The organism is Streptomyces liangshanensis, assembly GCF_011694815.1.
GTDB lineage: Bacteria > Actinomycetota > Actinomycetes > Streptomycetales > Streptomycetaceae > Streptomyces > Streptomyces liangshanensis.
In genome coordinates this window covers 2,858,379-2,882,482 of record NZ_CP050177.1, presented here as the reverse complement: position 1 = coordinate 2,882,482, position 24,104 = coordinate 2,858,379, and the positions used below count along the sequence as shown (strand labels likewise).

Annotated in this window: 22 protein-coding genes; 12 read left to right on the top strand and 10 right to left on the bottom strand. The window is 73.1% G+C overall.

What is annotated here, in order from left to right:
* Positions 1 to 99 precede the first annotated feature (99 nt).
* Complete coding sequence (locus HA039_RS12230; protein ID WP_167028060.1) at positions 100 to 957, top strand: biotin--[acetyl-CoA-carboxylase] ligase; 858 nt, start codon at positions 100 to 102, stop codon at positions 955 to 957.
* Positions 958 to 1,369: 412 nt separating this feature from the next.
* On the top strand, positions 1,370 to 2,527 hold the full coding sequence (locus HA039_RS12225) for an adenylate/guanylate cyclase domain-containing protein (protein ID WP_167028057.1): 1,158 nt from the start codon (positions 1,370 to 1,372) through the stop codon (positions 2,525 to 2,527).
* Between the two features lie 115 nt (positions 2,528 to 2,642).
* On the opposite strand, the gene HA039_RS12220 is transcribed toward HA039_RS12225, so the two are convergent.
* Entirely contained in the window at positions 2,643 to 3,170 is a 528-nt protein-coding gene (locus tag HA039_RS12220; protein ID WP_243869379.1) for a spore-associated protein A, read from the bottom strand.
* 149 nt (positions 3,171 to 3,319) lie between these two features.
* Here HA039_RS12220 and HA039_RS12215 point away from each other — a divergent pair, with 149 nt between their 5' ends.
* From HA039_RS12215 to hutH, 3 genes are all read left to right on the top strand, one after another.
* Entirely contained in the window at positions 3,320 to 4,120 is an 801-nt protein-coding gene (locus tag HA039_RS12215; RefSeq protein ID WP_167028054.1) for an enoyl-CoA hydratase/isomerase family protein, read from the top strand.
* Between the two features lie 92 nt (positions 4,121 to 4,212).
* Positions 4,213 to 5,340 (top strand): GGDEF domain-containing protein, encoded by a 1,128-nt coding sequence (locus tag HA039_RS12210; RefSeq protein ID WP_167028051.1) that lies wholly within the window; start codon positions 4,213 to 4,215, stop codon positions 5,338 to 5,340.
* A 569-nt stretch (positions 5,341 to 5,909) separates the two neighbouring features.
* Entirely contained in the window at positions 5,910 to 7,457 is a 1,548-nt protein-coding gene (gene hutH / locus HA039_RS12205) for a histidine ammonia-lyase (protein WP_167028048.1), read from the top strand.
* 91 nt (positions 7,458 to 7,548) lie between these two features.
* Here the strand turns inward: hutH and HA039_RS12200 are convergent, their stop codons facing one another.
* On the bottom strand, positions 7,549 to 7,863 hold the full coding sequence (locus tag HA039_RS12200) for a hypothetical protein (protein WP_167028045.1): 315 nt from the start codon (positions 7,861 to 7,863) through the stop codon (positions 7,549 to 7,551).
* Between the two features lie 109 nt (positions 7,864 to 7,972).
* Here HA039_RS12200 and HA039_RS12195 point away from each other — a divergent pair, with 109 nt between their 5' ends.
* From HA039_RS12195 to HA039_RS12175, 5 genes are all read left to right on the top strand, one after another.
* A complete protein-coding gene (locus tag HA039_RS12195) occupies positions 7,973 to 8,452 on the top strand; it encodes a hypothetical protein (protein WP_243869377.1) in 480 nt (159 codons plus the stop codon).
* Between the two features lie 158 nt (positions 8,453 to 8,610).
* Entirely contained in the window at positions 8,611 to 9,879 is a 1,269-nt protein-coding gene (locus HA039_RS12190; RefSeq protein ID WP_167028042.1) for a L,D-transpeptidase, read from the top strand.
* Between the two features lie 126 nt (positions 9,880 to 10,005).
* Positions 10,006 to 11,481, top strand: coding sequence for an ABC transporter permease (locus HA039_RS12185; protein WP_167028039.1), 1,476 nt, complete (start codon positions 10,006 to 10,008; stop codon positions 11,479 to 11,481).
* 74 nt (positions 11,482 to 11,555) lie between these two features.
* A complete protein-coding gene (locus HA039_RS12180; protein WP_167028036.1) occupies positions 11,556 to 12,242 on the top strand; it encodes an ABC transporter ATP-binding protein in 687 nt (228 codons plus the stop codon).
* 78 nt (positions 12,243 to 12,320) lie between these two features.
* A complete protein-coding gene (locus HA039_RS12175; protein WP_167028033.1) occupies positions 12,321 to 13,304 on the top strand; it encodes a GNAT family N-acetyltransferase in 984 nt (327 codons plus the stop codon).
* 39 nt (positions 13,305 to 13,343) lie between these two features.
* On the opposite strand, the gene HA039_RS12170 is transcribed toward HA039_RS12175, so the two are convergent.
* From HA039_RS12170 to HA039_RS12160, 3 genes are all read right to left on the bottom strand, one after another.
* The gene (locus HA039_RS12170; RefSeq protein WP_167036652.1) at positions 13,344 to 14,933 is read right to left on the bottom strand and encodes a hypothetical protein; all 1,590 of its coding nucleotides are present in this window, start codon (positions 14,931 to 14,933) and stop codon (positions 13,344 to 13,346) included.
* Between the two features lie 270 nt (positions 14,934 to 15,203).
* Entirely contained in the window at positions 15,204 to 16,943 is a 1,740-nt protein-coding gene (gene abc-f / locus HA039_RS12165; protein ID WP_167028030.1) for a ribosomal protection-like ABC-F family protein, read from the bottom strand.
* A gap of 157 nt (positions 16,944 to 17,100) precedes the next feature.
* Positions 17,101 to 18,537, bottom strand: a complete 1,437-nt coding sequence (locus HA039_RS12160; protein WP_167028027.1) for a ParB/Srx family N-terminal domain-containing protein — start codon at positions 18,535 to 18,537, stop codon at positions 17,101 to 17,103.
* Between the two features lie 329 nt (positions 18,538 to 18,866).
* Here HA039_RS12160 and HA039_RS12155 point away from each other — a divergent pair, with 329 nt between their 5' ends.
* Complete coding sequence (locus tag HA039_RS12155; protein ID WP_167028024.1) at positions 18,867 to 19,385, top strand: hypothetical protein; 519 nt, start codon at positions 18,867 to 18,869, stop codon at positions 19,383 to 19,385.
* A gap of 33 nt (positions 19,386 to 19,418) precedes the next feature.
* Here the strand turns inward: HA039_RS12155 and HA039_RS12150 are convergent, their stop codons facing one another.
* The 3 genes from HA039_RS12150 to HA039_RS12140 all read right to left on the bottom strand — a co-directional run bounded on the left by HA039_RS12150 (position 19,419) and on the right by HA039_RS12140 (position 21,984).
* The gene (locus tag HA039_RS12150) at positions 19,419 to 19,952 is read right to left on the bottom strand and encodes a hypothetical protein (RefSeq protein WP_167028021.1); all 534 of its coding nucleotides are present in this window, start codon (positions 19,950 to 19,952) and stop codon (positions 19,419 to 19,421) included.
* Positions 19,953 to 20,087: 135 nt separating this feature from the next.
* Positions 20,088 to 20,753, bottom strand: coding sequence for a peptide-methionine (S)-S-oxide reductase MsrA (gene msrA, locus HA039_RS12145; RefSeq protein ID WP_167028018.1), 666 nt, complete (start codon positions 20,751 to 20,753; stop codon positions 20,088 to 20,090).
* A gap of 127 nt (positions 20,754 to 20,880) precedes the next feature.
* Complete coding sequence (locus HA039_RS12140; RefSeq protein WP_167028015.1) at positions 20,881 to 21,984, bottom strand: hypothetical protein; 1,104 nt, start codon at positions 21,982 to 21,984, stop codon at positions 20,881 to 20,883.
* A 95-nt stretch (positions 21,985 to 22,079) separates the two neighbouring features.
* Between HA039_RS12140 and HA039_RS12135 the strand changes: the two genes are divergently transcribed.
* Positions 22,080 to 23,240 (top strand): cystathionine gamma-synthase, encoded by a 1,161-nt coding sequence (locus tag HA039_RS12135; protein WP_167028012.1) that lies wholly within the window; start codon positions 22,080 to 22,082, stop codon positions 23,238 to 23,240.
* A gap of 61 nt (positions 23,241 to 23,301) precedes the next feature.
* Here the strand turns inward: HA039_RS12135 and HA039_RS12130 are convergent, their stop codons facing one another.
* A complete protein-coding gene (locus HA039_RS12130) occupies positions 23,302 to 23,553 on the bottom strand; it encodes a hypothetical protein (protein ID WP_167028009.1) in 252 nt (83 codons plus the stop codon).
* Complete coding sequence (locus tag HA039_RS12125) at positions 23,550 to 24,098, bottom strand: sigma factor-like helix-turn-helix DNA-binding protein (RefSeq protein WP_208298601.1); 549 nt, start codon at positions 24,096 to 24,098, stop codon at positions 23,550 to 23,552. Before HA039_RS12125 ends, HA039_RS12130 begins: the two co-directional genes overlap by 4 nt.
* Between the last annotated feature and the right edge of the window lie 6 nt (positions 24,099 to 24,104).

The following is a 24,104-nucleotide window of genomic DNA, read 5'->3' as shown; positions in this document are numbered from 1 at the left end:
GTGCTGTTCCTTCTCCTGCGTACCTGGCTACTGATCCGTAGCGTATCGGCGCGGATACGGTTCGGCAGTGCGGTGTTTGCCACATCTAGGGTGGCTTGCATGAGCGATCCCGATACCCCACACAGCCGCTGGTCCGACCTGGAGCGGCCGCCTCTGAACGCCCAGGCGCTGCGGCGCGGGCTGATCCGGCCGGGTGGCCTGTGGACGTCCCTGGACGTCGTCACGACCACCGGCTCGACCAACTCGGACCTCGCGGCGGCGGCCGTCGCCCGGGACCCGCGCGCCGAGGGCGCGGTGCTGGTGGCCGAGGAGCAGACGGCGGGGCGGGGGCGGATGGACCGGCGGTGGTCGGCGCCGGCGCGCTCCGGGCTCTTCTTCTCCGTGCTCCTCACGCCGGGTGACGCCGTGCCCGTCGAGCGGTGGGGGTGGCTGCCGCTGCTCACCGGTGTGGCCGTGGCGACGGCGGTGGCGCGGTCGGCGGGCGTGGACACGGCCCTCAAGTGGCCGAACGACCTGCTGGTCACCGTGGGCGGGGAGGAGCGCAAGGCGGGCGGGATTCTCGCGGAGCGGGCGGGGGACGCGGCGGTGGTCGTGGGCATCGGCCTGAACGTCTCGCTGCGGGAGGAGGAGCTGCCGGTCCCGGCCGCGGGGTCGCTGGCGCTGGCGAACGCGGTGTCCCTGGACCGGGACACGCTGCTGCGGTCCGTCCTGCGTTCCCTGGAGCGGTGGTACGGGGACTGGCGCGAGGCGGGCGGCGACCCGGCGGCGTCAGGCCTCCAGGAGGCGTACGCGGCGGGTTGCGCGACGCTGGGCCGCACGGTCCGGGCCCTGCTGCCGGGGGAGCGGGAGCTGGTGGGGGAGGCGGTGGCCGTTGACGGGGACGGGCGCCTGGTGGTGGCCACGGAGGAGGCGGGGCGGGTGCCGGTGGGCGCGGGAGACGTGATCCACCTGCGCTGACGCGCTTCGTGTCCTCAATCGCCGGACGGGCTCGGGGGCCGGGGCCGCGCGGGTGGGTGCCCGCGTTGCGGTCACGGTCGTCCTCAATCGCCGGACGGGCTTGATCGTGCCGCTGCGGGCAAATCAAGCCTGTCCGGCGATTGAGGACGTCTTTGACCCGCAGGGGCATCGGGCCCGGGCCACCTCCAGCCCGTCCGGCGTTTGAGGACATCCTTGAGCCGCGCTCGCGACGGGCCTGCGCCACAATCAAGCCCGTCCGGCGATTGAGGACAGGGAAAGGGGGGCGTTCGTCGAGGGGGGACCACGCCCGGGTACCCCTTGGACGTGAGCCAGCGCACACCTGTCGTATCGTTGAGCCCGATCCACGACAGATCGGCAGGACTGTGGGCAGGGAACGGGCAGGAGGCGGCTGGTGACCGTCGACGATTCGAGCGGAGCCGACGCGCAACCGCCCAAGCCCACCCCCGACCCCTCCCCCCACTCCACCCCCCACCACATCGTGGACCACACGGCCGAACCGACCGACGACCCGCTCGCCATCCGGCTGGAGCAGCTCATCCTCGGCGCGGACCGCCGCTACACCCCGTTCCAGGCCGCCAGGACCGCCGGCGTCTCCATGGACCTCGCCTCCCGCTTCTGGCGTGCCATGGGCTTCGCCGACATCGGCCAGGCCAAGGCCCTCACCGAGGCCGACGTCCTCGCCCTGCGCCGCCTCGCCGGGCTCGTGGAGGCCGGGCTGCTCAGCGAACCCATGGCGATCCAGGTCGCCCGGTCCACCGGGCAGACCACCGCCCGCCTCGCGGAGTGGCAGATCGACTCGTTCCTGGAGGGCCTCACCGAGCCCCCCGAGCCGGGCATGACGCGGACCGAGGTCACGTACCCGCTGGTCGAGCTGCTCCTGCCGGAGCTGGAGGAGTTCCTCGTCTACGTGTGGCGCCGCCAGCTCGCCGCCGCCACGGGGCGCGTCGTCCAGGCCGCCGACGACGACGAGATGGTCGACCGGCGCCTCGCCGTCGGGTTCGCCGACCTCGTCGGGTTCACGCGGCTGACCCGCCGGCTGGAGGAGGAGGAGCTCGGCGAGCTGGTCGAGGCGTTCGAGACGACCTCCGCCGACCTCGTCGCCGCGCACGGCGGCCGGCTGATCAAGACCCTCGGCGACGAGGTCCTGTTCGCGGCGGACGACGCCGGCACCGCCGCCGAGATCGCGCTGCGCCTCATCGAGACCATGACGCACGACGAGACGATGCCGGCGCTGCGCGTGGGGATCGCGTTCGGCACGGTCACCACCCGCATGGGTGACGTCTTCGGGACGACCGTGAACCTCGCGAGCCGGCTCACCTCGATAGCTCCCAAGGACACGGTCCTGGTCGACGGCGCCTTCGCGGAGGACCTGATCCGTACCGGCGAGGCCCCCGCCTCCGAGGCCGGGGCGGCCGAGGCCGCGGCCGAGGCGGAGAAGGAGGGGCGCGAGACCCCCTCGTACCGCTTCGGACTCCAGCCGATGTGGCAGCGCCCGGTCCGCGGCCTCGGCGTGGTCGAACCCTGGCTCCTGGCCCGCCGCACCACCTGAGCCGGGTCCCCGCACGCACCACCTGATCCGGGTCCGCGGCACAGCTCGAACGACCGGGCCGGCCCCCGGTGCACACGAGGGCCGGCCCGTCAGGCGGGAGTGCCGCCGCGGTGGATCAGCGGGTGCCGCCCGCCACCGTCGCGCTCGGCTCGGCGACCTTCGAGCGCAGGGTCGCGCCGTCGGTCTTCGTCACACGGGTGGCCACCCGCGCGCCGCAGTTCGAGCCGTAGGTCCACACTTCCTGGTTGGTGATGCCGCCGGCCCAGTCGACGCAGTAGCCCTTCCCGTAGACGTAGACGGGCCCGGCGTACGACGTGTAGTTGCCGCTGTCGAAGTCGGAAGCACCCGTTTCGGAGACTCCCAGGTAGGTGAAGACGGACACGGGCGCTCCGCTGGTCTTGCGGATCGTGACCGCGCAGTTCTTCCCGGTCTTGGCGTTGTACGTGAGGTACACCGTGCCCTGCTTGCCGATGTCCGCCGAGTTCACGACGTTGTAGCCGGAGCCACAGACGCCGTTGTACGCGGCCTGGGCCGCCGCCGCGGCCGGTGCCGCGGTGGCGGGCTGCGCGAGGGCGGTGGTGGCTCCCCCGACCGCGAGTGCGGTCAGGACCGCGGCCATGGCAGCACGACGAGATTTACGCATGTTTGTTCCCCCTGTAACTCCACGAGTGCTTTCTGTGTGTTCGTCAGGTCAGACCAGCCGATCAAGAAAAGAGTTGTACGGAACTTTCCGGGAAGAAAAGCGGGGCCTTTATGATCTCGGTGAACCGTCGTTAACCGGGAGGGTGTGCCATGGGTGGGTCCGAGCAGAGGTACGGGGACTTCGTCGTCGTACGGAAGTCCGGGTACGTCGCCGAGCTGGTCCTCGACCGGCCGAAGGCCATGAACGCCGTGTCCACCGAGATGGCCCGCTCCCTGGCCGCCGCGTGCACGGCGCTCGGCGCGGACCGGGACGTACGGGTCACGGTCCTGACGTCCACCCACGCGCGCGCGTTCTGCGTCGGCGCGGACCTCAAGGAGCGCGCCTCCTTCACCGACGCCGACCTGGTACGGCAGCGGCCGACCACGCGGGCCGCGTACACCGGGGTCCTGGAGCTGCCCATGCCCGCGATCGCCGCCGTGCACGGCTTCGCCCTGGGCGGCGGCTTCGAGCTGGCGCTCGCCTGCGACATGATCGTCGCGGACCGTACGGCCGTGGTCGGGCTGCCCGAGGTGTCGGTCGGCGTCATCCCCGGCGGGGGCGGTACGCAGCTGCTGCCGCGCCGGGTCGGCGCGGCCCGCGCGGCGGAGCTGATCTTCACGGCCCGGCGTCTGGAGGCGGCGGAGGCGCGTGATCTCGGTCTCGTCGACCGGCTCGTCGACGAGGGCGACGATCGCGAGGAGGCGCTGGCCCTCGCGGACCGTATCGCCGCGAACTCGCCCGTCGGCCTGCGCGCCGCGAAGCGCGCGCTGCGGCTCGGGCAGGGCCTTGACCTGCGGGCCGGCCTGGAGGTCGAGGACGCGGCGTGGCGGTCGGTCGCGTTCTCCGGGGACCGGGCGGAGGGGGTCGCGGCCTTCAACGAGAAGCGGACGCCCCAGTGGCCCGGTGAGTGACCGGGTGAGGGGGCGCGTGGGCGGGTGAACGCAGAGTGAGCGCCCCTCGCTCCGAGTGATCAAATCATCCCAAAGCGCCCTAAGGTGGGGTGATGGGAGTGGATGGGCGACTGCGAGCGGTGGTGTCGCTGGCGCAGGCCATGGCGTCGGCCCAGGCACCGCGCGATTCCTGGCGGGCCGCCGCGCAGGGGGCGTGCGAGGCGCTCGGCGGGAGCTTCGGCGCGCTGTCCGTGTGGGAACGGGACCTCGGGCGGCTCAGGGTGCTGGTCAATGCGGGGGAGCGGGTGGCGGGGGAGGAGGAGTTCCCCGAGGACGAGGCGTATCCCGTCCACCGGTTCCCGGAGATCGCGGAGTTCCTGCACGAGCGGTGGGCGGGGGGCGGGGGGCCGAACGCCTGGGTCGAGATCGCGGAGGGGGCGGCGGCCGGGTCGCCCGGCTACAGCCACCAGCGGGTGGCCGCGCTGCGGCGGCGGGGGCGGGGGTGCTGTGTGGTCGCGCCGATCATCCTGCACGGGCGGGCGTGGGGTGAGCTGTACGTGGCGCGGCGCACGGGGGAGCCGTTGTTCGGGCGGGACGACGCGGACTTCGCGACCGTGATCGCGTCCGTGGTGGCGTCGGGGATCGCCCAGACCGAGCGGCTCGAAGAGGTCCGCCGCCTCGCCTTCACGGACCCCCTGACGGGGCTCGCGAACAGGCGGGCGGTCGACATGCGGCTCGACGAGGCGGTCGGGCGCTACCGGGCGGACGGCTCCGTCACGAGCCTGGTCGTCTGCGACCTGAACGGCCTGAAGAAGGTGAACGACACGCACGGGCACGCGGTCGGTGACCGGTTGCTGGAACGGTTCGCCTCGGTCCTGTCCCTGTGCGCGGCGAAACTGCCGGGTGCGGTGGCGGCGCGGCTGGGCGGGGACGAGTTCTGCCTGCTGGCGGTGGGGCCGTCGGCGGACGAGGTGGTCGCGGTCGCGGGCGAGTTGTGCGTGCGGGCGGCGGAGCTGGAACTGGGGGAGGGGGTGGCGTGCGGGGTGGCGTCCACGGGGGACGCGATCGGGGAGGTGCGGTCCGCGCGGCGCCTGTTCCGCCTGGCGGACGCCGCCCAGTATCGGGCCAAGGCGGCGCGGGCCGGGGGGCCGGTGGTGGCGGGGCGTGACGACGCGGTCCTGCGCCTCGCGGACGCCCCACCCCCCACCCCGTCCCGCCGCCGCTTCCGCGACGCCCCCTGAGCCCTCAATCGCCGGACGGGCTTGGTTTGCGCGTCGGCTGGGTGCGCGGGCGCGGCTCAGGCTGTCCTCAAGCGCCGGACGGGCTGGGGTCGGCTCGTGCCCGTTGCCCGTGCGGGTCAAAGACGTCCTCAATCGCCGGACGGGCTTGAGAGGGGTTGCGGTCGGGCCGTGACCGTTGCGGTCAAAGACGTCCTCAATCGCCGGACGGGCTGGATTGTTGCGCCCGTTGTCCCGTGCGGGTCAAGGATGTCCTCAAGCGCCGGACGGGCTTGATTGGTCTTGACGTGCGCCTGGGAGGGGGGCGGGTAGGGGTCGTGTCCGGAACGTAGAGCGTGTTTTGTGTCGCGTGACGGGGGGTGACCAGGACAGCTTGGTGAGCGCGACGTAAAACATGCAGTGCAGGACATGGCCCCTGGCCGACCCCCGGCGACAACCCGAGGATGGCCACCGGGCCGCAGCGGCACGATCAAGCCCGTCCGGCGATTGAGGACAAATCGGTGACCCGCGCGGCCAACCGGCCCCAAGCTTCGCTAGTGACACGTTGCGATTCAATCCGTACGCTCCTGAATATGGATATGCACACCGTCGTCCTGCGCCCCACGGGCACCACCGCCGAAGACGTCATCGCCGTGGCCCGGGGCCACGCCAAGGTCGAGATCGGCGCGGAGGCGCGAAGCGCGATCGCCGAGGCGCGGAAGGTCGTCGACGCGCTCGCCGCCAAGCCCGAGCCCGTCTACGGCGTCTCGACCGGGTTCGGCGCCCTCGCCAGCCGGCACATCGGCCCCGACCTCCGCGCCCAGCTCCAGCGCAACATCGTGCGCAGCCACGCCGCCGGCATGGGCCCGGCCGTCGAGCGGGACGTCGTGCGCGCCCTGATGTTCCTGCGGCTCAAGACGCTGGCCTCCGGCCACACCGGCGTCCGCCCCGAGGTCGCGCAGACCATGGCGGACGTCCTGAACGCCGGGATCACCCCCGTCGTCCACGAGTTCGGCTCCCTCGGCTGCTCCGGCGACCTCGCGCCGCTCTCGCACTGCGCGCTGACCCTCATGGGCGAGGGCGACGCGGAAGGCCCCGACGGGATCGTGCGCCCCGCGGGCGAGCTGCTCGCCGCCCACGGCATCACCCCCGTCGAGCTGCGCGAGAAGGAGGGCCTCGCCCTGCTCAACGGCACCGACGGCATGCTCGGCATGCTGGTCATGGCCCTCGCCGACCTGCACCGCCTCTACACCTCCGCCGACATCACCGCCGCGCTCACCCTGGAGGCCCTCCTCGGCACCGCCAAGGTCCTCGCGCCCGAGCTGCACGCCATCCGCCCGCACCCGGGCCAGGGCGCCAGCGCCGACAACATGCTGCGGGTCCTCGCCGGGTCCGGCCTCACCGGCCACTTCCAGGAGGACGCCGCCCCGCGCGTCCAGGACGCCTACTCGGTGCGCTGCGCCCCCCAGGTCGCCGGCGCCGGCCGGGACACCCTGGCGTACGCGAGGATCGTGGCCGACCGCGAGCTGGCCGCCGCCGTCGACAACCCCGTCGTCCTGCGCGACGGCCGCGTGGAGTCCAACGGCAACTTCCACGGCGCGCCCGTCGCGTACGTACTCGACTTCCTCGCCATCGCCGCCGCCGACCTCGGTTCCATCGCCGAGCGCCGTACCGACCGGCTCCTCGACAAGAACCGCTCGCACGGCCTGCCGCCCTTCCTCGCCGACGACGCCGGGGTCGACTCGGGCCTGATGATCGCCCAGTACACCCAGGCCGCGCTGGTCAGCGACATGAAGCGGCTGGCCGTCCCGGCGTCCGTCGACTCGATCCCGTCCTCCGCGATGCAGGAGGACCACGTCTCGATGGGCTGGTCGGCGGCGCGCAAGCTCCGTACCGCCGTGGACAACCTGACGCGGATCATCGCCGTCGAGCTGTACGCGGCGACCCGCGCCGTCGAACTGCGCGCCGGCCTGACGCCCGCGCCCGCCTCGCGGGCCGCGATCGACGCCCTGCGCGCCGCCGGTGTCGAGGGACCGGGCCCCGACCGCTTCCTGGCCCCCGACCTCGCGGGCGCCGACGCGTTCGTACGGGACGGCCGCCTGATCGCCGCCGTGGAGGCCGTCACGGGCCCACTCGCCTGAGCCTTGAGCTTGAGCTTGAGCCCGAGCCTGGCGAAAGTGAGCGGAAAGGCGTGAGGGGCCGCCCGGTGCATCGGGCGGCCCCTCACGTACGTCAGATCAGGCTCGCGCTTCTTCGGGCCGAGTACGCGACGAAGCCCGCGCCGATGCCGAGGAACGCGGTCCCGCCGATCAGGTACGGCGTGGTGCTCACGCTGCCCGTGTCGGCGAGGGCCAGGGGTTGCGAGGTCCCGGAGTCCTCGGAGGTGGTGCTGAGGCCGGCTGAGGTGAAGCTCTGACCGGCTGCGACCGGCTGTTGTTCCGGGCCGGAGTGCTCTTCCGCGGCTTTCGCGGACGGGACGAACCACAGGGCGCAGAGCAGGGTTCCGGCTGCGGTAGCGGTCAGCAGCGGGCGGCGTGCGACGGACACGTGATCGATCCCCCTTGTGACAACGCCGAATTGGCTGGGTGCGCTGATGCTAGTGAAAGCAGCGGGTCGCGGGAAAGTCGTGGAGGCCAGGAGCCCTACGCTCCGTCGTATGACCACTTCTGAGACATCACGGTTTGTGCGGCTACGGGTCGAATTGGTACTGGAGATCGACGGGCCCGACGCGCTGAGCGCCGCCGCGCTGGGCCGGATCGTCGCCGACGAGACCATGCGCGAGGACGAGCGGGCCCACGCGCGGGCGACGGTACGGGAGGAGCCGGCGGAGGCCCTCGCGTACCTCGTGGAGCCGTACGACCTGGTCAGGGACGTGCCGGGGGTGGAGCTCGCGCAGGCGTCGTGGACGAGCGAGGAGATCGACTACGACCCCGACGCGGTGGAGTGGGCGCTCGACGAGGACGACGAGGCGGAGGACGACGGGGAGGACGACCGCGGGGACGACGGGGAGGACGAGGGCGGAGACGAAGACGACGAGGAAGGCGGCGACGGTCCCGGCGGCTTCCTGGGGGACGGCGGTACGGCGGATGGCCGGGGATCGCGCTTCGACCACCGGGACGGTCAGGGCCCCCGCTGAGTCGTGTCACCCTGGTAAGCCCCGGTCCTTGTTCCTGGCGGGCCGGGGCTCGGCCGTGCGCGCAGGGCAAGTGGCATGCACCACATCGTCGGCCGAAGTGGAACCGGACGAACCGGTACAGGTGTTCTTAAGGGTTATCGGCAGGGTAAGCGGCGACGATGGAGATACGTGTGATGACGGACAGCAAGCGGCGCAGGGGCCTCATGGCCGCGTCCGCACTGCTCGGTGGCGTACTGGTCCTTTCGGCCTGTAGCGACGGTGGCGACAAGGACGCGGGAGCCGCCGACAGCACGAAGTCCTCGCAGGCCCAGGTGGACGAGGCGGCCGCCAAGGCGACGTCCGAGGCCAAGATAGTCATCGCACCCGGGGACGGGGCGTCGAACGCCGGCATCAACGACGACGCCAAGGTCACGGTCACCAAGGGCACGCTCACCGACGTGACCATGACGACCGCCGACGGCACCGCCGTCAAGGGCACGGTCGCCGCCGACGGCCTCAGCTGGAAGCCCGACGGGCAGCTGGAGCGCTCCACGACGTACAAGATCGCCGCGACGGCGAAGGACGGCAAGGGCCGCAAGGCCTTCGAGAACGCCTCCTTCACCACCGTCTCGCCCGCCAACAGCTTCATCGGGAACTTCACCCCCGAGGACGGCTCCACCGTCGGCGTCGGCATGCCGGTCTCGATCAACTTCGACAAGGCGATCACCGACCAGAAGGCCGTGCAGGACGGGATCACCGTCACGTCGAGCAGCGGCCAGCAGGTCGTCGGCCACTGGTTCAGCCAGCAGCGCCTGGACTTCCGCCCCGACCAGTACTGGAAGGGCGGCTCGACGGTCACCCTCAAGCTGAACCTGGACGGTGTCGAGGGCGCGAAGGGCCTCTTCGGCGTCCAGCAGAAGACCGTCACCTTCAAGATCGGCCGTAACCAGGTCAGCACGGTCGACGCCAAGGCGAAGACGATGACCGTCACGCAGGACGGCAAGACGATCAAGACGATCCCGATCTCCTCGGGTTCGCCGGACAACCCCACGTACAACGGTCAGATGGTGATCTCCGAGAAGTTCAAGGAGACCCGGATGAACGGCGCGACGGTCGGCTTCACCGACGACGACGGCAAGGGTGAGTACGACATCCCCGACGTCCCGCACGCCATGCGGCTGTCGACCTCCGGCACCTTCATCCACGGCAACTACTGGGGCGCCCCCTCCGTCTTCGGCAGCGTCAACACCAGCCACGGCTGTGTCGGCCTCCAGGACGTCAAGGGCGCGGGCGACGCCAACATGCCCGCCGCGTGGTTCTACGACCACTCCCTCGTCGGTGACGTCGTCATCGTGAAGAACTCCCCGGACAAGACGATCAAGCCCGACAACGGCCTGAACGGCTGGAACATGTCGTGGTCCGAGTGGCAGGCCGGCTCCCAGGCCTGATCCACCGTCCGATCCACCCGCGCCGTCGGCGGCGGGCCCCGTGAGGGTCCGCCGCCGTCGGCGTTCTCATCGCGTTCTCAGCGGGGCCTCAACCGACCATCACACCGCGCGCCTAGCTTCACGCCCATGTTCTTCACATACCTCCGGCGCGAACTGCGCCGCCGCAGGAAGGCGGCGCTGGTCGTCGCCTCCGGGCTCGCGCTCGGCATCGCGCTGGTGATCGTCGTCAACTCCGTGTCCGCCGGTATGGGCAACGCCCAGGACAAGGTCCTCCAATCGCTGTACGGCCTCGGCACGGACATGACCGTCACCAAGGCCGCGCCCGCCGCGACCGGGGGCGGCACGGACCGGCCCCGGTTCAGGTTCGACGCGCAGGACGGGGACGGCAAGGCGCAGAGCAGCGACCGCGTGGTCGTCCAGGGCTTCGAGACCCTGGCGTCCTCCACGGTGACCAAGGTCGCCGACCAGAGCGGCGTCTCGGGCGCGGTCGGCGGCCTGAGCCTGAACGTCCTCAAGATCAACGGCCAGTTCACCCGGGGCGAGTTCAAGCCCGACGAGAACGGGGGCACCCGCCGCGAGGGCGGCGGGGGCGGCGGCACCGGCGGCCGGGTCTCCGGGGGCGGCGCCAACTTCGACGTCGACTCGTTCACCCTGTACGGCGCCGACGTCACCGAGCCCGCGCTCGGCCCGCTGACCTCGTCGAAGATCACCTCGGGCCGTACGTTCAAGACGACGGAGACGGACGCGAAGGTCGCGGTCGTCGACAGCGCCTACGCCAAGAAGAACAACCTCTCGGTCGGCAAGACCCTCACCGTCTCCGGGACGAAGTACAGCATCATCGGGGTGGCCACGGCGGACAGCGGCGACGCCGCCGCCAACGCCTACCTGCCGCTGAAGCAGGCCCAGACCCTGTCCGACTCCAAGGACAAGATCACCACGGTCTACGTGAAGGCGTCGGACTCGCAGCAGATCAGCGCGGTCAAGTCCACCATCCAGAAGAACATCCCCGGCACGACCGTCACCACCTCCGCCGACCTCGCCGACACCGTCTCCGGCTCGCTCTCCACCGCCTCCGACCTCGCGACCAGCGTCGGCAAGTGGCTGTCCATCGCGGTGCTGATCGCCGCCTTCCTCGTCGCCGGCCTGCTCACCTCCTCGGCGGTCAGCCGCCGGGTACGGGAGTTCGGCACCCTCAAGGCACTCGGCTGGAAGTCCGGCCGCGTCACCCGCCAGGTGATCGGCGAGGCCCTCGTCAACGGCCTCCTCGGCGGAGTGCTCGGCATCGCCCTCGGCGTCGGCGGTGCCTACCTCGTGACCGCCATCAGCCCGACCCTCAAGGCACAGATCGCGTCCGCGTCGACCGGACGCGGCGGCTTCGGTGGAGGCGGCGGTGGAGGCGGCGGTGGCGGCGGCTTCGGCGGCGGTCAGGCGCGGCAGACCGCGTCCAAGGCCCTCGACGTCGCGCTCACCGCGCCCGTGTCCCTCGCCACCATCGGGATCGCCGTGGCCCTCGCGGTCGGCGGCGGCCTGATCGCCGGCGGCTTCGGCGGCTGGCGCGCCTCCCGGCTGCGCCCGGCGGACGCGCTGCGCCGGGTCGAGTAGCCCGTCCCGCCCGTCCCGGCCCCCCTTCACCCGAACCTCGTCCTTCGTTCCCCTCGCACCGCAGGAGTTGCACGATGTACCAGCTCAAAGGCGTCACCAAGGTCTACCACCGGGGAAAGAAGCCCGTCCACGCGCTCGCCGGCGTCGACCTGACCATCGAGGACGGCGGCAGGCTCGTCATCCAGGGCCCCACCGGAGGCGGCAAGTCCACCCTCCTTCAGATGCTCGGCGCGCTCGACCGGCCCACCGCGGGCACCGTCGAACTCGACGGCGTCGACCTGGGCAGCCTGCCCGAGTCCCGGCTCACCAAGGTGCGCGCCGAGTCCATCGGCTTCGTCTTCCAGAGCTTCAACCTGATCCCCACCCTCACCGCCCAGGAGAACGTCGAGACGGCCCTCGTCCCGCTCGGCCTCAAGGGCGCCGCCCGGCGCCAACAGGCTGCCGAGGCCCTGGAGTCCGTCGGGCTCGGCGAGCGACTCGGTCACGTACCGGGCGAGTTGTCCGGCGGCCAGCAGCAGCGGGTCGCCATCGCGCGCGCCCTGGTGAAGCGGCCGAAGGTGCTGCTCGCCGATGAACCCACGGGAAATCTGGACGAGTCGATGCGTGACGAGATCATGGAACTGCTGGAGGGCCTCTGGAAAGAGCACGGGCTGACCTTCATCATGGTCACGCACGACAGTTCCATCGCCCGTCGTGCTCCCCGGCTCGCCACCATCCGCAAGGGAAAGGTCACGGTCACCGAGAACGCGACCGCCGCCTGAGGTCCGTGGGGCGGCGCCCCTGCCCGGACTCCCGTCAACTCGCGGGCGTCTTCACCCCCGTACGCGTAGGTTCGGTTCATGCTGATCACTCTGGGAAGCCCGCCCACGGACGCCGAGACGGACGCCTGGCACGCGGTGGTCACCGCCGCCCATGTCCTCGATCTCCCGGCGTCCGTCCCCGAGCCCAGCCGGTCCGAGACCGCGGGGAAGCTGCGGCTGCCCCCGGTGAGCGGACGGAACAAGCACCTCGTGTCGACGGCGGCCGACGGTTCGTACGACGGGGTCGCCTCGCTCGTCCTCTTCACCGAGGAGCCCCACCTCCACACCGCGTTCCTCGACGTCCTGGTGGTGCGGCCCGACGCCCGGCGGGGCGGTGTCGGCGCCGCGCTCTGGACGGCGATACGGGACGAACTCGCCGCCGCCGGGCGGACCTCGGTCTCCACCGTCCTCGAACTGGGCGGCGCGGGCGAGGCGTTCGTCGACAGCCTCGGCTTCACGAACGTCCTGCCGCTCGGCTGGTACGTGATGCGGGTCCGGCAGACCCTCGACGACGTCCCGGAGCCGGCGCTCCCGCCGGGGCTGCGCTTCGCCGACTGGTCGGGGGTGGTGCCCGACGCGCTGGCGGAAGGTTTCTCCCGCGCCCACGACGCGATGGAGGACACCCCGGGCGGGGCCCTGGAGGAGCGGGTGCCGCGCTGGGACACCCGCAGAGTGCGGGCCGCGGCCCGGCTCATCGAGGACCGCGGCGGGGCGATCCTCACCTCCGCCGTCATCGACACCACGGCCGGTGACGCCGTCGTCGGCTACACCGAACTGGTCCTGCGCGACCCCGCGGGCACCCGCGCCGTCCAGTACGACACGGTGGTCGTCCCCTCCCACCGGGGCCGGGGCCTCGGCCGCGCGGTGAAACGCCACCTCCTCGGGACGCTGCACGAACTGCACCCCGGCATACGGGAGATCAGCACGACCGTCGCCGACAGCAACACGTCGATGATCGCCGTGAACGAAGCCCTGGGCTACCGGCGCGAGCGGCCGGTCGGCCTCTTCCTCGCCAAGCTGTAGGCCCGTCCGCGGGACGGGTCGCGGGCCCGGGCGCGGCCGTCAGCCGCAGCCGTCCGACCGGAACAGCCGGTACGCCGAGCCCAGCCGGTACTCACCGCCGCGCGTGACCGTCAGCCGGGTCCACTCACCCGCCCGCGCCACACACGCGCCCGGCGCCCTGAGCCAGGGCGAGTAGGCGATCCGTACCGTCACCGAGCCGGCCGCGGGCATCCGTACCACCAGCTCCGCGTCACCGCCGCGCACCACCGCCGCCGGGGCGGACACCAGCGGCACCGCGTCCCGCACCCGGTAGACTGCCCACCCTCTGTCGTGCCACACCGGCTCCAGCCAGTCCGGCGGGTCCCGTACGAGCGCGGCCTCGGCCGCGGCGGGGCTGTCCGGCCGCGCGTCCGGCAGGACGACGAACCCCACCGCCCAGCGGTCCAGCCAGGCCCGGTACGTGGCGGGGGAGAAGGTGCCGTCGTAGAAGAGCCGGCCGCGCTCCACGTCGAGCTGGCGGTTCCAGCCGCGCGCCATCGTGACGTACGGGGCGAGGACCTCGGCCTCCCGGTGGTTGCGGGCCGGGACGACCTCGACGCGCGTGCGGTCCGCGCCCAGCCGGTCCAGCTCCGCGATCACGCCCTCGGGGTGCGCGGCCCAGGACGGCACGGAGTTGGAGACCCCGAGGTCGTCGTCGGTCTTGTCGATCACCCATCCGGTGTTCACCACCACGGCGGCCGCCAGCACGAGGTGCGGGAGGACGCGCAGGGGACCTCCGCGTACGAGGCTCGTCAGCCGGGACGGTTCGAGGCCGCGGGTCAGCAGCGCGGCGAGCAGCACCGGCGGGCCCCCGAGCCCTATCAGGCGCTCGACGTTCGTGCCGATCGGCGACGCGATCGAGTACGTCAGGACCACGCCGACCGCGTAGACGACCGCCCCGTACCGTACCGTGAGCCAGCCGCGCGGGGCGCGCGGCGCCGCGAGCCACACGGCCGCGCAGGCGAACAGCGGCATGGACAACTTCTCGGTCGCCATGGGCTGTTCGCCGTGGAACGGGAAGAGCAGCGTGACGGCCCCCACCACCAGGAAGGGCGGCCCGATCAGCGCGGCCGCCCTGCTCCACCGCCGGTCCAGCAGGTACGCGGCGCCCGCCACCACCAGGAACAGCGCGGCGACCGGGCTGGCGAGCGCGGTGAGCGCGGACAGGGAGGCCGCGACGAGGACCGGGCGCGGCCTCCCGGACCGGAGGAGGACCAGCAGCGCCGCCAGCCCGACGGCCACCCCCACCGCGAACGTCGTCCGCCCGGACGCCACGTTGCACCAGAGCGCCAGCGCGCCCAGCAGCGCGGGCCACAGGGCGTGCGGCACCTTCGCCCGTACGAACAGGGCCGCCATGGCCCAGGTCCCGGCGAGCCCCGCCAGCACGGACGTCGTCCTGACGCCGAGGAGCGCCATCAACGGGGGAGCGAGGACGCTGTAGTTGGCGGTGTGCGTGCCGCCGTACCAGGAGAGGTTGTACGCGGAGCCGGGATGCCGGGCCATGAAGCCGGCCCAGGCGAGCTGGGCGGCGAGGTCGCCCCCGCCGGTGGCGAGGACGACGGCCCACAGCACGTAGAAGGGAACGGTGGCGGCGGTCACGAGGAGCGGCACGCGCCACGCCGTACCGGAGCGGTGGCCGGTGCGCGCGGCCGGGGACGGGGGGCGGCGGAGGCCGGCGGGGCGGTGGCCCGGGAGGTTGCCGGGGAGAGTGCCGGCCGGGGCCGCTCCCCTGGTTGCCCCGGCGCGGCCGCCGCCCCCCGCCGTCGTCGGTTCCTGTTCCGCCGTCTTCTCGCTCATGCGCACGCTCCTCACCCTAGGGTGTGTGCCGAAAGCGGCATCGTTCGCCCGTCCGGACAGACGCCCCTTTACGGACACCCCCGGTCAGGGAGCTCCGCGCCCCGCCGGGGCGGGCTCCGCCACGCGGCCCGCGCGCAGTTCCAGGCGCCGGCCCGCGAAGCCGTCGCGGAAGCGGCGGTCGTGCGAGACGACCACCACCGCGCCCGCGTACGTCACGAGGGCGGCCTCCAGCTCCTCCACCAGGCCGAGCGCCAGGTGGTTCGTCGGCTCGTCCAGGATGAGCAGGTCGGCGGGGCGGGTCACCAGGCGGGCCAGCTCCAGCCGCCGCCGCTGGCCGATCGAGAGCGCGGCGACCGGGACCCGTAGATCGGCCTCGCGGAACAGCCCGAGGCCGAGCAGTTCGTCCGCGTGCTCGTCCGGCGGCCCCGGGCGGCCCGCCGCGAACGCGGCCAGCAGCGGCAGCGGCGACGCGACGGCGGGCAGCTCCTGCGGCAGGTAACCGACGCCGCCCGCGCCGGCCGCGCCCCGGCGGATCCGGTCCGGCCCGCGCACCGTCCCGGAGTCCGGCCGCAGTTCACCCGCCAGCACCCGCAGCAGCGTGGTCTTGCCCGCGCCGTTCGGACCGGTCACCAGCAGCCGCGCGCCCGTCCCGACGGACAGCGCGTCCACCCGCAGCCGGTCGCCGACCGTCACCCCTTCGAGCGAGAGGAGGAGCTCCGTACCGGCCGCGCCCGGCGCGGAGTCCGTGCGCAGGCCCGGGGTGAACCGCAGCGGTTCCGGCGGCGCGGGAACCGGCTCCCGGCGCAGCCGCGCCAGCCGCTCCCGGGCCGCCCGCACCTGCCCGGACAGCTTCGTCTCGTGCGAGCGGCGGTGCTTGCCGAAGCCCTGGCCCGGGTCCTTGCCCGTGACCGCGAGGCGCTGTCCGGCGGCGGCGACCTGTTCCTCCGTACGGGACACCTCGGCGAGCCACTCGGCGTGGTCCTGGGCCCGGCGGCGGCGGTCGGCGGCCTTCGCCGCGCGGTAGCCGGCCCAGCCGTCGCCGTACCGCGTCACCGCCCCGGTGTCCCGGTCGACCTCCAGGATCGTGGTCGCGATGCGCTCCAGGAACACCCGGTCGTGGGTGACGGCCAGGACCGTGCCCCGGTGCGTCCTGAGCTGGTCCTCCAGCCAGGTCGTGGCCCGGAGGTCCAGGTGGTTGGTGGGCTCGTCGAGGAGCAGCAGCTCCGGCGCGGGCGCCAGCACGCAGGCGAGCGCCAGCCGCGACCGCTCGCCGCCGGACAGGGAGTCCAGCGGGCGGTCGCGGGTGAGGTGGGCGAGCCCGAGCGCGTGCAGGGCGGTGTCGACGCGGGTCTCGGCCCGGTAGCCGTCGCGTTCCTCGTACGCCGTCAACAGGTCGCCGTACGCGGCCAGTTCGGCGGGTCCGGCCGACCCGAGGGCCGCTTCGGCGGCGCGCAGCCGCCGTTCGAGGTCGCGCAGGTCGGCGAGGGCGGCGTCGACGGCGTCCTGGACGGTACGGGCCCGGTCCGCCTCCAGGTCCGTGTCCCGGACGATGCGGTCCCGGTGGCCCGCTCCGGAGGGCGGGGCCAGGTCGAGGGTCTGGGCGAGGTGGCCGGTGCCGCCCGGGAACCGGACGGTGATCTCGCCGTCGTCCGGCCGCTCGGCCCCGGCGAGGAGGCGGAGCAGGGTGGACTTGCCGGAGCCGTTCTCCCCGATGATCCCAGCCTTCTCGCCGGGCCGTACGGTCAGCGACACCTGGTCGAGGACGGGCCGGTCGCCGTACGTCTTCGAGACGTGCTTCATCGCGAGTTGGGCGCGTTCGCGCATGCTTCTTCCCCTGATGGCGGGTGGATTCTTCGGACCTGGGGTGCGGGTCCGGAATCAGAGGAAGAAGTAGTGCGCGAACATGCCGTCAACGGTAGCGGCCCCGCCCCCCGGCGCCCAGCGAATAAGCCGGGCGGCGGGCGGTCAGGCGGTCAGGCGGTCAGCCGGCCGGAGCCGGGACCGGTGCCTCGGCCGGGTTGCCGACGAGCTGGACCGGGCCGTTCAGGGTGTTCGCGGTGCAGCCGGGGCCCGACAGCGTCAGCCGGTCCGTCGTGTTCACAACGGAGAGCGGGCCGGTCAGCCGGGTGCCGCACAGGCTGACCGTACGGGCACCCACCGCCTGGACGGGACCGGTGATGTCCGCGCCCCGCGACACCAGCGACGCGCCCGCGCGGACCACGACCGGGCCGGTCAGGCGGGTGCGGTCCAGGCAGGTGACGCCGGACGTGACCACCAGCGGGCCGGTGTACGCGCCGGTCAGTGTCTTCGTGCAGGCGGGCGGGACGGCGACCTTGGCGCGGTAGTCCAGGGCGAAGGCGAGCTTGCCGGGCTTCTTGTCGGAGAGCGGGAGGCCCAGCTTTCCGAACTCACCGCCGGTCGGCTTCTTGCCGTCGTTCCACGCGGCCATGCGGCCCGCCTGGTCGGCGGTCAGCCCGGGCGTGATCTCGGTGTCGCCGGGGGTGGCGGACATGGCCTCGGAGGCCGTACGGACGGCGGAGAGGTACGACGCGGGGTCGCGGAGGTCGTACGACGCGAGGTCCAGGCGCCCGCGCAGCCAGGTGCCCCAGGAGAACTCCAGGAACTCGGCCGCCTCGGCCGGTGCCTGGTAGCCGATGTCACGGGTGAGGTAGACGAGGCCGCGGTACGGGTCGTCGTGGAAGGACGCGAGGCCGAGGCGGGTGGGGAGTTGGTCGACGGTGATCGGGTCGTTCTTCTCGTCCCGCAGCCAGACCCACTTGTTGTCCTGCATGGTCTTCCAGAACGCGGCCGTGGACAGCGTGCTCAGGTTGCCCGTGACCCGCAGCCGGATGTGCGTCCTCGGGCCGCCGTCGGGCGTCTCCAGGAAGGACGTCAGGGTGTGGTGCCCGTCGGTCAGGTACAGCGCGCCGCCGGGGCCGACCACGACCGTCTTCATCTGGGCGAGGGTGTCGGGCGTCTCGTCGCCGACCGCGACCGTGCAGGTGAAGCTCGACGGGTCGGAGATCCGGGCGCCGGGCAGCGCGGACGCCGCCTCTTCCTGCCCGTTGGTCTCGCACCAGTCGTCGAAGCGCTTGTTGAGGTCGCCGGCCTGCTCGTCCTTGGGGCTGCTGTAGCGGCCGAGCTTGTAGTAGATCTGGTCGAAGCCGATGGCGGGCTGGGTGGGGTGCAGCTGGTCGAGCGTCACGTCCAGGAGGTCGCCGGGCCGGGCGCAGAGCGCCGCCGCGTTCGGGCCCGTACAGCTGACAGGGGCCGCCGGCACGGTCGCGGGAGCGTCGGCCGCGAGGGCGGGGCCGCTCCCGGTGAGGAGGGTGCCCAGCACCAGGGCGCCGGCCGCCAGACCGCCGGCGAGGGCTCTCGCTCCGCGGGGCTGGGACGGCGTACGGGACGAGCCGCTCATACGGTCTCCACATGTCTCGGCGTGGGCGCGCGCACCCGCACGGGGAGCGGCGCTGCGGGGGGCGCGCACATCCACTCATCCCTCGTGGCCCCACGGAGTGAAGCGGAACCGTCGGGCCGGCGACGAGCGCGTGAACGCTAGCATTTGGTGCGGTTCGGGAGGGGTAAACGCCTTTCAAAATAACGCGGTTGGGGCTTGAGGGGCCGGAAACCACCGGTGGGCCGCCGGCCGGGCGCCACGACGGCCGGGTGCGGGTTCGCGGGGGATATGTCCGGTGTGCGGTTACATCTCCGGAGTGGAACGACGTCCTCGTCCCGGGAGGTGGCGCCTTGTCCGAACCCGTCCGTGCCCCCGAGCCTCCGGGCCGGCGCGAAGAACCGCTCCAGCGGCTGCTGTTCGGCGGTGTGTACGGAACGGTCCTGGCCAGTGCCCTGGCCGCCGCGCTCGACCACGACACGGGCCCCGACGACCCCGGCTACGACGCCGTATGGATCATGGTCGCGGCCCTGGTCTCGGCGACGGGGCACGGGTACGCCCACGCGATCGCCCACCGTACGGCCGACGAGAAGCCCGTGACCGCGAGCACCGTCCGCTCGGTGCTGACGGAGTGGCCGCTGGTCGCGGCGGCCGTCCCGACAGGGGCGCTGCTGCTCGGCTCGTTCTGGGGCTGGTGGAGCGAGAACGCGGCGATCGACGCGGCCCTGACCGTCAACACCGCCGCGCTGTTCGGCTGGGGTCTCTGGGCGGCCAGGACGGCGGGCCGCGACTGGTGGGCCGCGTGCCGCGTGGGCGCCGTCGACGTGCTGATCGGGCTGGTCATCGTGGCGGCGAACGTACTGACGAAGTGAGGGGTACGAGGGGGCGCGTCGCCCGGTGGGTTGTCAGCCCGCCGCGTCCGAGGCGTACTCCAGCAGGCGGGCGAAGCGCAGCCACGGCAGCAGGTACCCGTTCAGGGGCGCGGGACCGGAGCGGACGAGGGCGTCGAGGGCACGCGTGGTGTCGGCCAGTTCGAGCCGGGCCGGGCCGTCCGGGCGGCCGAGGCCGGTGAGGTACGCGCCCGCGCAGGCGTCCAGGCGGCCGTGCAGACCGGCCAGTTGGCCCGCCCGCGCCGGATCGGCGAGCGTCGCGTCGGGGTACGGGCCGCGCCGGAACGCGGTGTGCCGGTCCGCCACGGCGGCGACAAGTCCCAGCCGGGAAGGGGGCGTTTCCCCGGGCCAGTGCGGCCCGGGCGGGCGTCCGGTGTCGCCGGCCCTCGGGGTGCGGCGGCCGTGCGCCTTCTCCGTACGACGACGGACCGCGAACTCCGCCACGTTGCTGAGATGAACCGCCCGGCCCGCCTCCAGCACCTCCAGCGCCCGCACCAGCGCCACCGGATCCCGGCGCGGGTCCGGGGAGGGCAACGCGACGGTCGTCACGTACGCCCACGTCGCGTGGAAGCCGAGCGGGCAAAAACGCCCGACGGCACACCGCAGCGCGGCATGCCGTCGAACAAGGGGCTCCCTCTCGTCACGCACCACCCGCGCGAACCCGCGGAAGCCCATGTGGTGAGGTCAGCTCGCGGCCGGGGCGACACCGATCGGGCAGGAGACGCCCGTGCCGCCGATGCCGCAGTAACCGGAGGGGTTCTTGTCCAGGTACTGCTGGTGGTACGCCTCCGCCGGGTAGAAGTGGCGGCCCTCCGACGGCTCGATCTCCGTGGTGATCTCGCCGTACCCGGAGTCGTTCAGGACGCGCTGGTACGACGTCCGGGAGTCGGCCGCGGCCTTCTCCTGGGCGGGGGAGTGGGTGTAGATCGCCGAGCGGTACTGGCTGCCGACGTCATTGCCCTGGCGGAAGCCCTGGGTGGGGTTGTGCGACTCCCAGAAGAGCTTCAGCAGCTCCGCGTACGACACGACCTTGGGGTCGAAGACGACCCGCACGGCCTCCGTGTGACCGGTGAGGCCCGAGCAGACCTCCTCGTACGACGGATTCGGCGTGAAGCCGCCCTGGTAGCCGACGAGCGTCGTCCAGACGCCCTCGGTCTGCCAGAAATTGCGCTCGGCCCCCCAGAAGCAGCCCAGGCCGAAGTCGGCGACCTCCAGGCCTTCCGGATAGGGGCCGGTCAAGGGGTTGCCGAGGACCGTGTGGCGGGCCGGCACCGAGTACTCGGGCTCGGGGCGGCCGCGCAGGGCCTGCTCGGGGGTGGGGAGTACGGGGGTACGGCGTGACACGAACATCTCTCAGGTCTCCTCGGCTGTGGGGTCCTGTGCTTCACAACGTGCGGGGGGCCCGGGACATTCCGTTCCGGCAGGTGGGGCGCGGTGGCCGGGGTGCGGGCGGGCGAGGCGGGCCGGGTGGCCCGGGTCACCCCGGGAGCGACGCCGTGCTGCCGCCGTTCGCCTCGAACCCCGCCACCGCCAGCGCCCGGTACACCGCGTACTCCGCCGCCGGGTCGGGCGTGTGGGTCCAGGGCAGGGCGCCGACGTGCCCGTCCACCCCCACCAGCTGGTTCATCGCCTCGGACCAGCGCTCCGACCGGACGAGGAAGAGGACCAGCAGGTGCCGTACGTGCGACAGCATCGGGTCGTCGTGCCGCGCCGCGTGCACCGCGAACAGCGCGCCCTCCACCGCCTTCCGTACCACCGCGCTCCGGTAGAAGCCCTGCACCAGATTGACCTCGGGAAGGTGCTCGTACACCGCGAACAGTGGCAGCGCGGCCAGCAGCGAGCCCTGCGCGGCCCGCGCGGCGGCCGTCGTCGCGAAGTGGTCCGCCTCCTCGCGCGACCCGTGCCACGCCTCCGACCAGTACCGCAGCGCCGCCAGGTGCGCACCCATGTGCGCGGGCGCCCGGTCGATGACCTTCGCCCACACCTGGTCGAACCCGTCGTGCGGATAGCCGAGGCCCCGCGCCACCGACAGCTCGACGATGTACGGGACGGGGTCGCCGGGCGCCAGCAGGGCCGCCTCGCCGCACAGCGTGCGGGCCTCCTCCAGGATGATCCGGAAGTCGTCCGCGCCGACGGCCGAGGTCCGCCACGCCTGCTGGACCAGGAACTCCGCGTACACCGCGGCCGCCCCCGCGTCCTTCGGCGCCTCCGACCGCCACGTCCGCAGCCAGGTCCCGCCCACCCCGGGCCGCTGCTGGAGCTCCAGCGACGCGGCGCCCGCGAAGGCCTGCACCCGCTGCCAGCGCAGCTCGCCCTCCTTCGGCGTCGCGGCGAGCAGCCGGGCGGCGGGGCGCCAGTCCTGGGTGGCCTGGACGACGTCGAGCACGTCGAGGAGGTCCTCGTCGGGCCCCGGGAGCCGGATGTCCAGCTCCTCCTGCCGCACGAATCCGTAGTCGGCCGGGTCCGCGGCGTCCGGTGAACCGGGCGCGACCAGGCGGGGACCGCCGCGCCGCCGCCTGAGATAAGGGCTGAAGGCCAGCACCAACAGGCCGATCGCGAACAGGAACCAGAGCATCTCCATGGCCCCATTGTCCCGGACGCCGGGGGTGTCACGGGGACGGGGTGTGCCGGGCGGCGTACGCGGGAGGCGGCTCTCCGGCGCTACGCTCGGTCCCCATGAGCCACCAGCACAGCGGCGAGCACCGCAACTTCGAGACCGTCGCCATCCACGCGGGGAACACCGCCGATCCCCTCACCGGCGCGGTCGTCCCCCCGATCTACCAGGTCTCCACGTACAAGCAGGACGGGGTGGGCGGGCTGCGGGGCGGTTACGAGTACAGCCGCAGCGCCAACCCGACCCGTACCGCGCTGGAGGAGAACCTGGCGGCCCTGGAGGGCGGCCGGCGCGGGCTCGCCTTCGCGTCGGGCCTGGCCGCGGAGGACTGCCTGCTGCGCACGCTGCTGTCGCCCGGTGACCACGTCGTCATCCCGAACGACGCGTACGGCGGCACGTTCCGCCTCTTCGCGAAGGTCGTCTCGCGCTGGGGCGTCGAGTGGTCCGTCGCGGACACCTCCGACCCGGCGGCGGTGCGGGCCGCGCTGACCCCCCGTACGAAGGCGATCTGGGTCGAGACCCCCTCGAACCCGCTCCTCAACATCAGCGACATCGCCGGGCTCGCGGGTGTCGCGCGCGCGGCCGGCGCGAAGCTGGTCGTCGACAACACCTTCGCCAGCCCCTACCTCCAGCAGCCGCTCGCGCTGGGCGCGGACGTCGTCGTGCACTCCACGACGAAGTACATGGGCGGCCACTCGGACGTGGTCGGCGGCGCGCTGGTCGTCGACGACGCGGACCTGGCGGAGGAACTGGCGTACCACCAGAACGCGATGGGCGCGATCGCCGGCCCCTTCGACGCGTGGCTGGTGCTGCGGGGCGTCAAGACGCTCGCGGTCCGGATGGACCGGCACAGCGAGAACGCGACCCGGATCGCGGACATGCTCGTCCGCCACCCCCGGGTCACCAAGGTCCTCTACCCGGGCCTGCCCGACCACCCGGGCCACGAGGTCGCCGCGAAGCAGATGAAGGCGTTCGGCGGGATGGTGTCGTTCCAGGTCGAGGGCGGCGAGGAGGCGGCGGTCGCGGTCTGCGACCGCGCGAAGCTCTTCACGCTGGGCGAGTCCCTGGGCGGCGTCGAGTCCCTGATCGAACACCCCGGCCGCATGACGCACGCCTCGGTGGCGGGCTCGGCGCTGGAGGTCCCGTCGGACCTGGTACGGCTGTCGGTGGGCCTGGAGTCCGCGGACGACCTGCTGGCGGACCTCCAGCAGGCGCTGGGCTAGAGCGCTCCCCGGCCTTCCACCGCCTCCCGGGCCCTTCCGCCCGGGAGGCGGTTCGCGTGGGTCAACCGCCCTCCAGGGGCGGGGTCGTCCGCATCGGTGGGGGATTCCACGGGTCGGCGACCGCCGCCCAGACCGCGAAGGCGACGACGGCGGCGATCAGGGTCAGCCAGAGGATCCGGCGCACGGTGCGGCGGCGGTTGCGTTGGCGGGTGCCGCGGGCGAGGGCCCTGGGCGCGAGGTCGGCGGGGACGGTGGGGTGCGGGCCGTCCAGCAGCTGTCTGACCTCGGCCTCCTCGCGCTCGGAACGCGTCATTCCGCCGCCTTCCGTGCCGGTGCCGGTGCCTGTGACGGCGCCGGCGCCGGTGCTGATGCCGGTGCCGCCGGGGTCCGGGCCGCTTCCCGTACCGACGCCGCTTCCCGTACCCGCGTCACCGCCCGTGCGCAGATCATCCGCACCCGGTCCGGCGGCAGCCCGATCAGCGCGGCCGTCTGCTCCTCCGCCACCCCTTCGTACAGCCGCAGCACCAGCACCACCCGTTCCCGCGGGCGCAGAGGTCCCAGGATTCCCGCGGTGTGGTGGCGGGTGCGCCAGGCGCCGTGGGCGTACCGCAGCGCGAGGTCCTGGCGGGTGACGTCGTACGGGTCCTCGCCGCGCAGCTCGTCCCAGCGCGCGTACGTACGGGCCAACGCGGCGGTCAGGAGCCGCTGGGCGCGTGGCGCGGGGCGCGGCGATGCGGGGTCGGCGGGTTCCGCGGTGAGCAGGGTGGCCGCATGCAGAAGCCGGCCGGCCGCGCCCGCGACGAACGCCTCGAACTCGCGGGCCCGCCGGCGGTCCGTGGCCGCCTGCCGCTGTCGCACGCCCTC

Excerpts from the sequence above, each read along its gene's own strand:
- abc-f (WP_167028030.1), bottom strand. The coding sequence starts at position 16,943 with ATGCGCGAACGCGCCCAACTCGCGATGAAGCACGTCTCGAAGACGTAC.
- msrA (WP_167028018.1), bottom strand. The coding sequence starts at position 20,753 with ATGTTCGTGTCACGCCGTACCCCCGTACTCCCCACCCCCGAGCAGGCC.
- HA039_RS12130 (WP_167028009.1), bottom strand. The coding sequence starts at position 23,553 with ATGACGCGTTCCGAGCGCGAGGAGGCCGAGGTCAGACAGCTGCTGGAC.
- HA039_RS12180 (WP_167028036.1), top strand. The coding sequence starts at position 11,556 with ATGTACCAGCTCAAAGGCGTCACCAAGGTCTACCACCGGGGAAAGAAG.
- HA039_RS12160 (WP_167028027.1), bottom strand. The coding sequence starts at position 18,537 with ATGAGCGGCTCGTCCCGTACGCCGTCCCAGCCCCGCGGAGCGAGAGCC.
- HA039_RS12185 (WP_167028039.1), top strand. The coding sequence starts at position 10,006 with ATGTTCTTCACATACCTCCGGCGCGAACTGCGCCGCCGCAGGAAGGCG.
- HA039_RS12135 (WP_167028012.1), top strand. The coding sequence starts at position 22,080 with ATGAGCCACCAGCACAGCGGCGAGCACCGCAACTTCGAGACCGTCGCC.
- HA039_RS12175 (WP_167028033.1), top strand. The coding sequence starts at position 12,321 with ATGCTGATCACTCTGGGAAGCCCGCCCACGGACGCCGAGACGGACGCC.
- HA039_RS12215 (WP_167028054.1), top strand. The coding sequence starts at position 3,320 with ATGGGTGGGTCCGAGCAGAGGTACGGGGACTTCGTCGTCGTACGGAAG.
- HA039_RS12220 (WP_243869379.1), bottom strand. The coding sequence starts at position 3,170 with ATGCGTAAATCTCGTCGTGCTGCCATGGCCGCGGTCCTGACCGCACTC.
- hutH (WP_167028048.1), top strand. The coding sequence starts at position 5,910 with ATGGATATGCACACCGTCGTCCTGCGCCCCACGGGCACCACCGCCGAA.
- HA039_RS12230 (WP_167028060.1), top strand. The coding sequence starts at position 100 with ATGAGCGATCCCGATACCCCACACAGCCGCTGGTCCGACCTGGAGCGG.
- HA039_RS12190 (WP_167028042.1), top strand. The coding sequence starts at position 8,611 with ATGGAGATACGTGTGATGACGGACAGCAAGCGGCGCAGGGGCCTCATG.
- HA039_RS12195 (WP_243869377.1), top strand. The coding sequence starts at position 7,973 with ATGACCACTTCTGAGACATCACGGTTTGTGCGGCTACGGGTCGAATTG.
- HA039_RS12210 (WP_167028051.1), top strand. The coding sequence starts at position 4,213 with ATGGGAGTGGATGGGCGACTGCGAGCGGTGGTGTCGCTGGCGCAGGCC.
- HA039_RS12140 (WP_167028015.1), bottom strand. The coding sequence starts at position 21,984 with ATGGAGATGCTCTGGTTCCTGTTCGCGATCGGCCTGTTGGTGCTGGCC.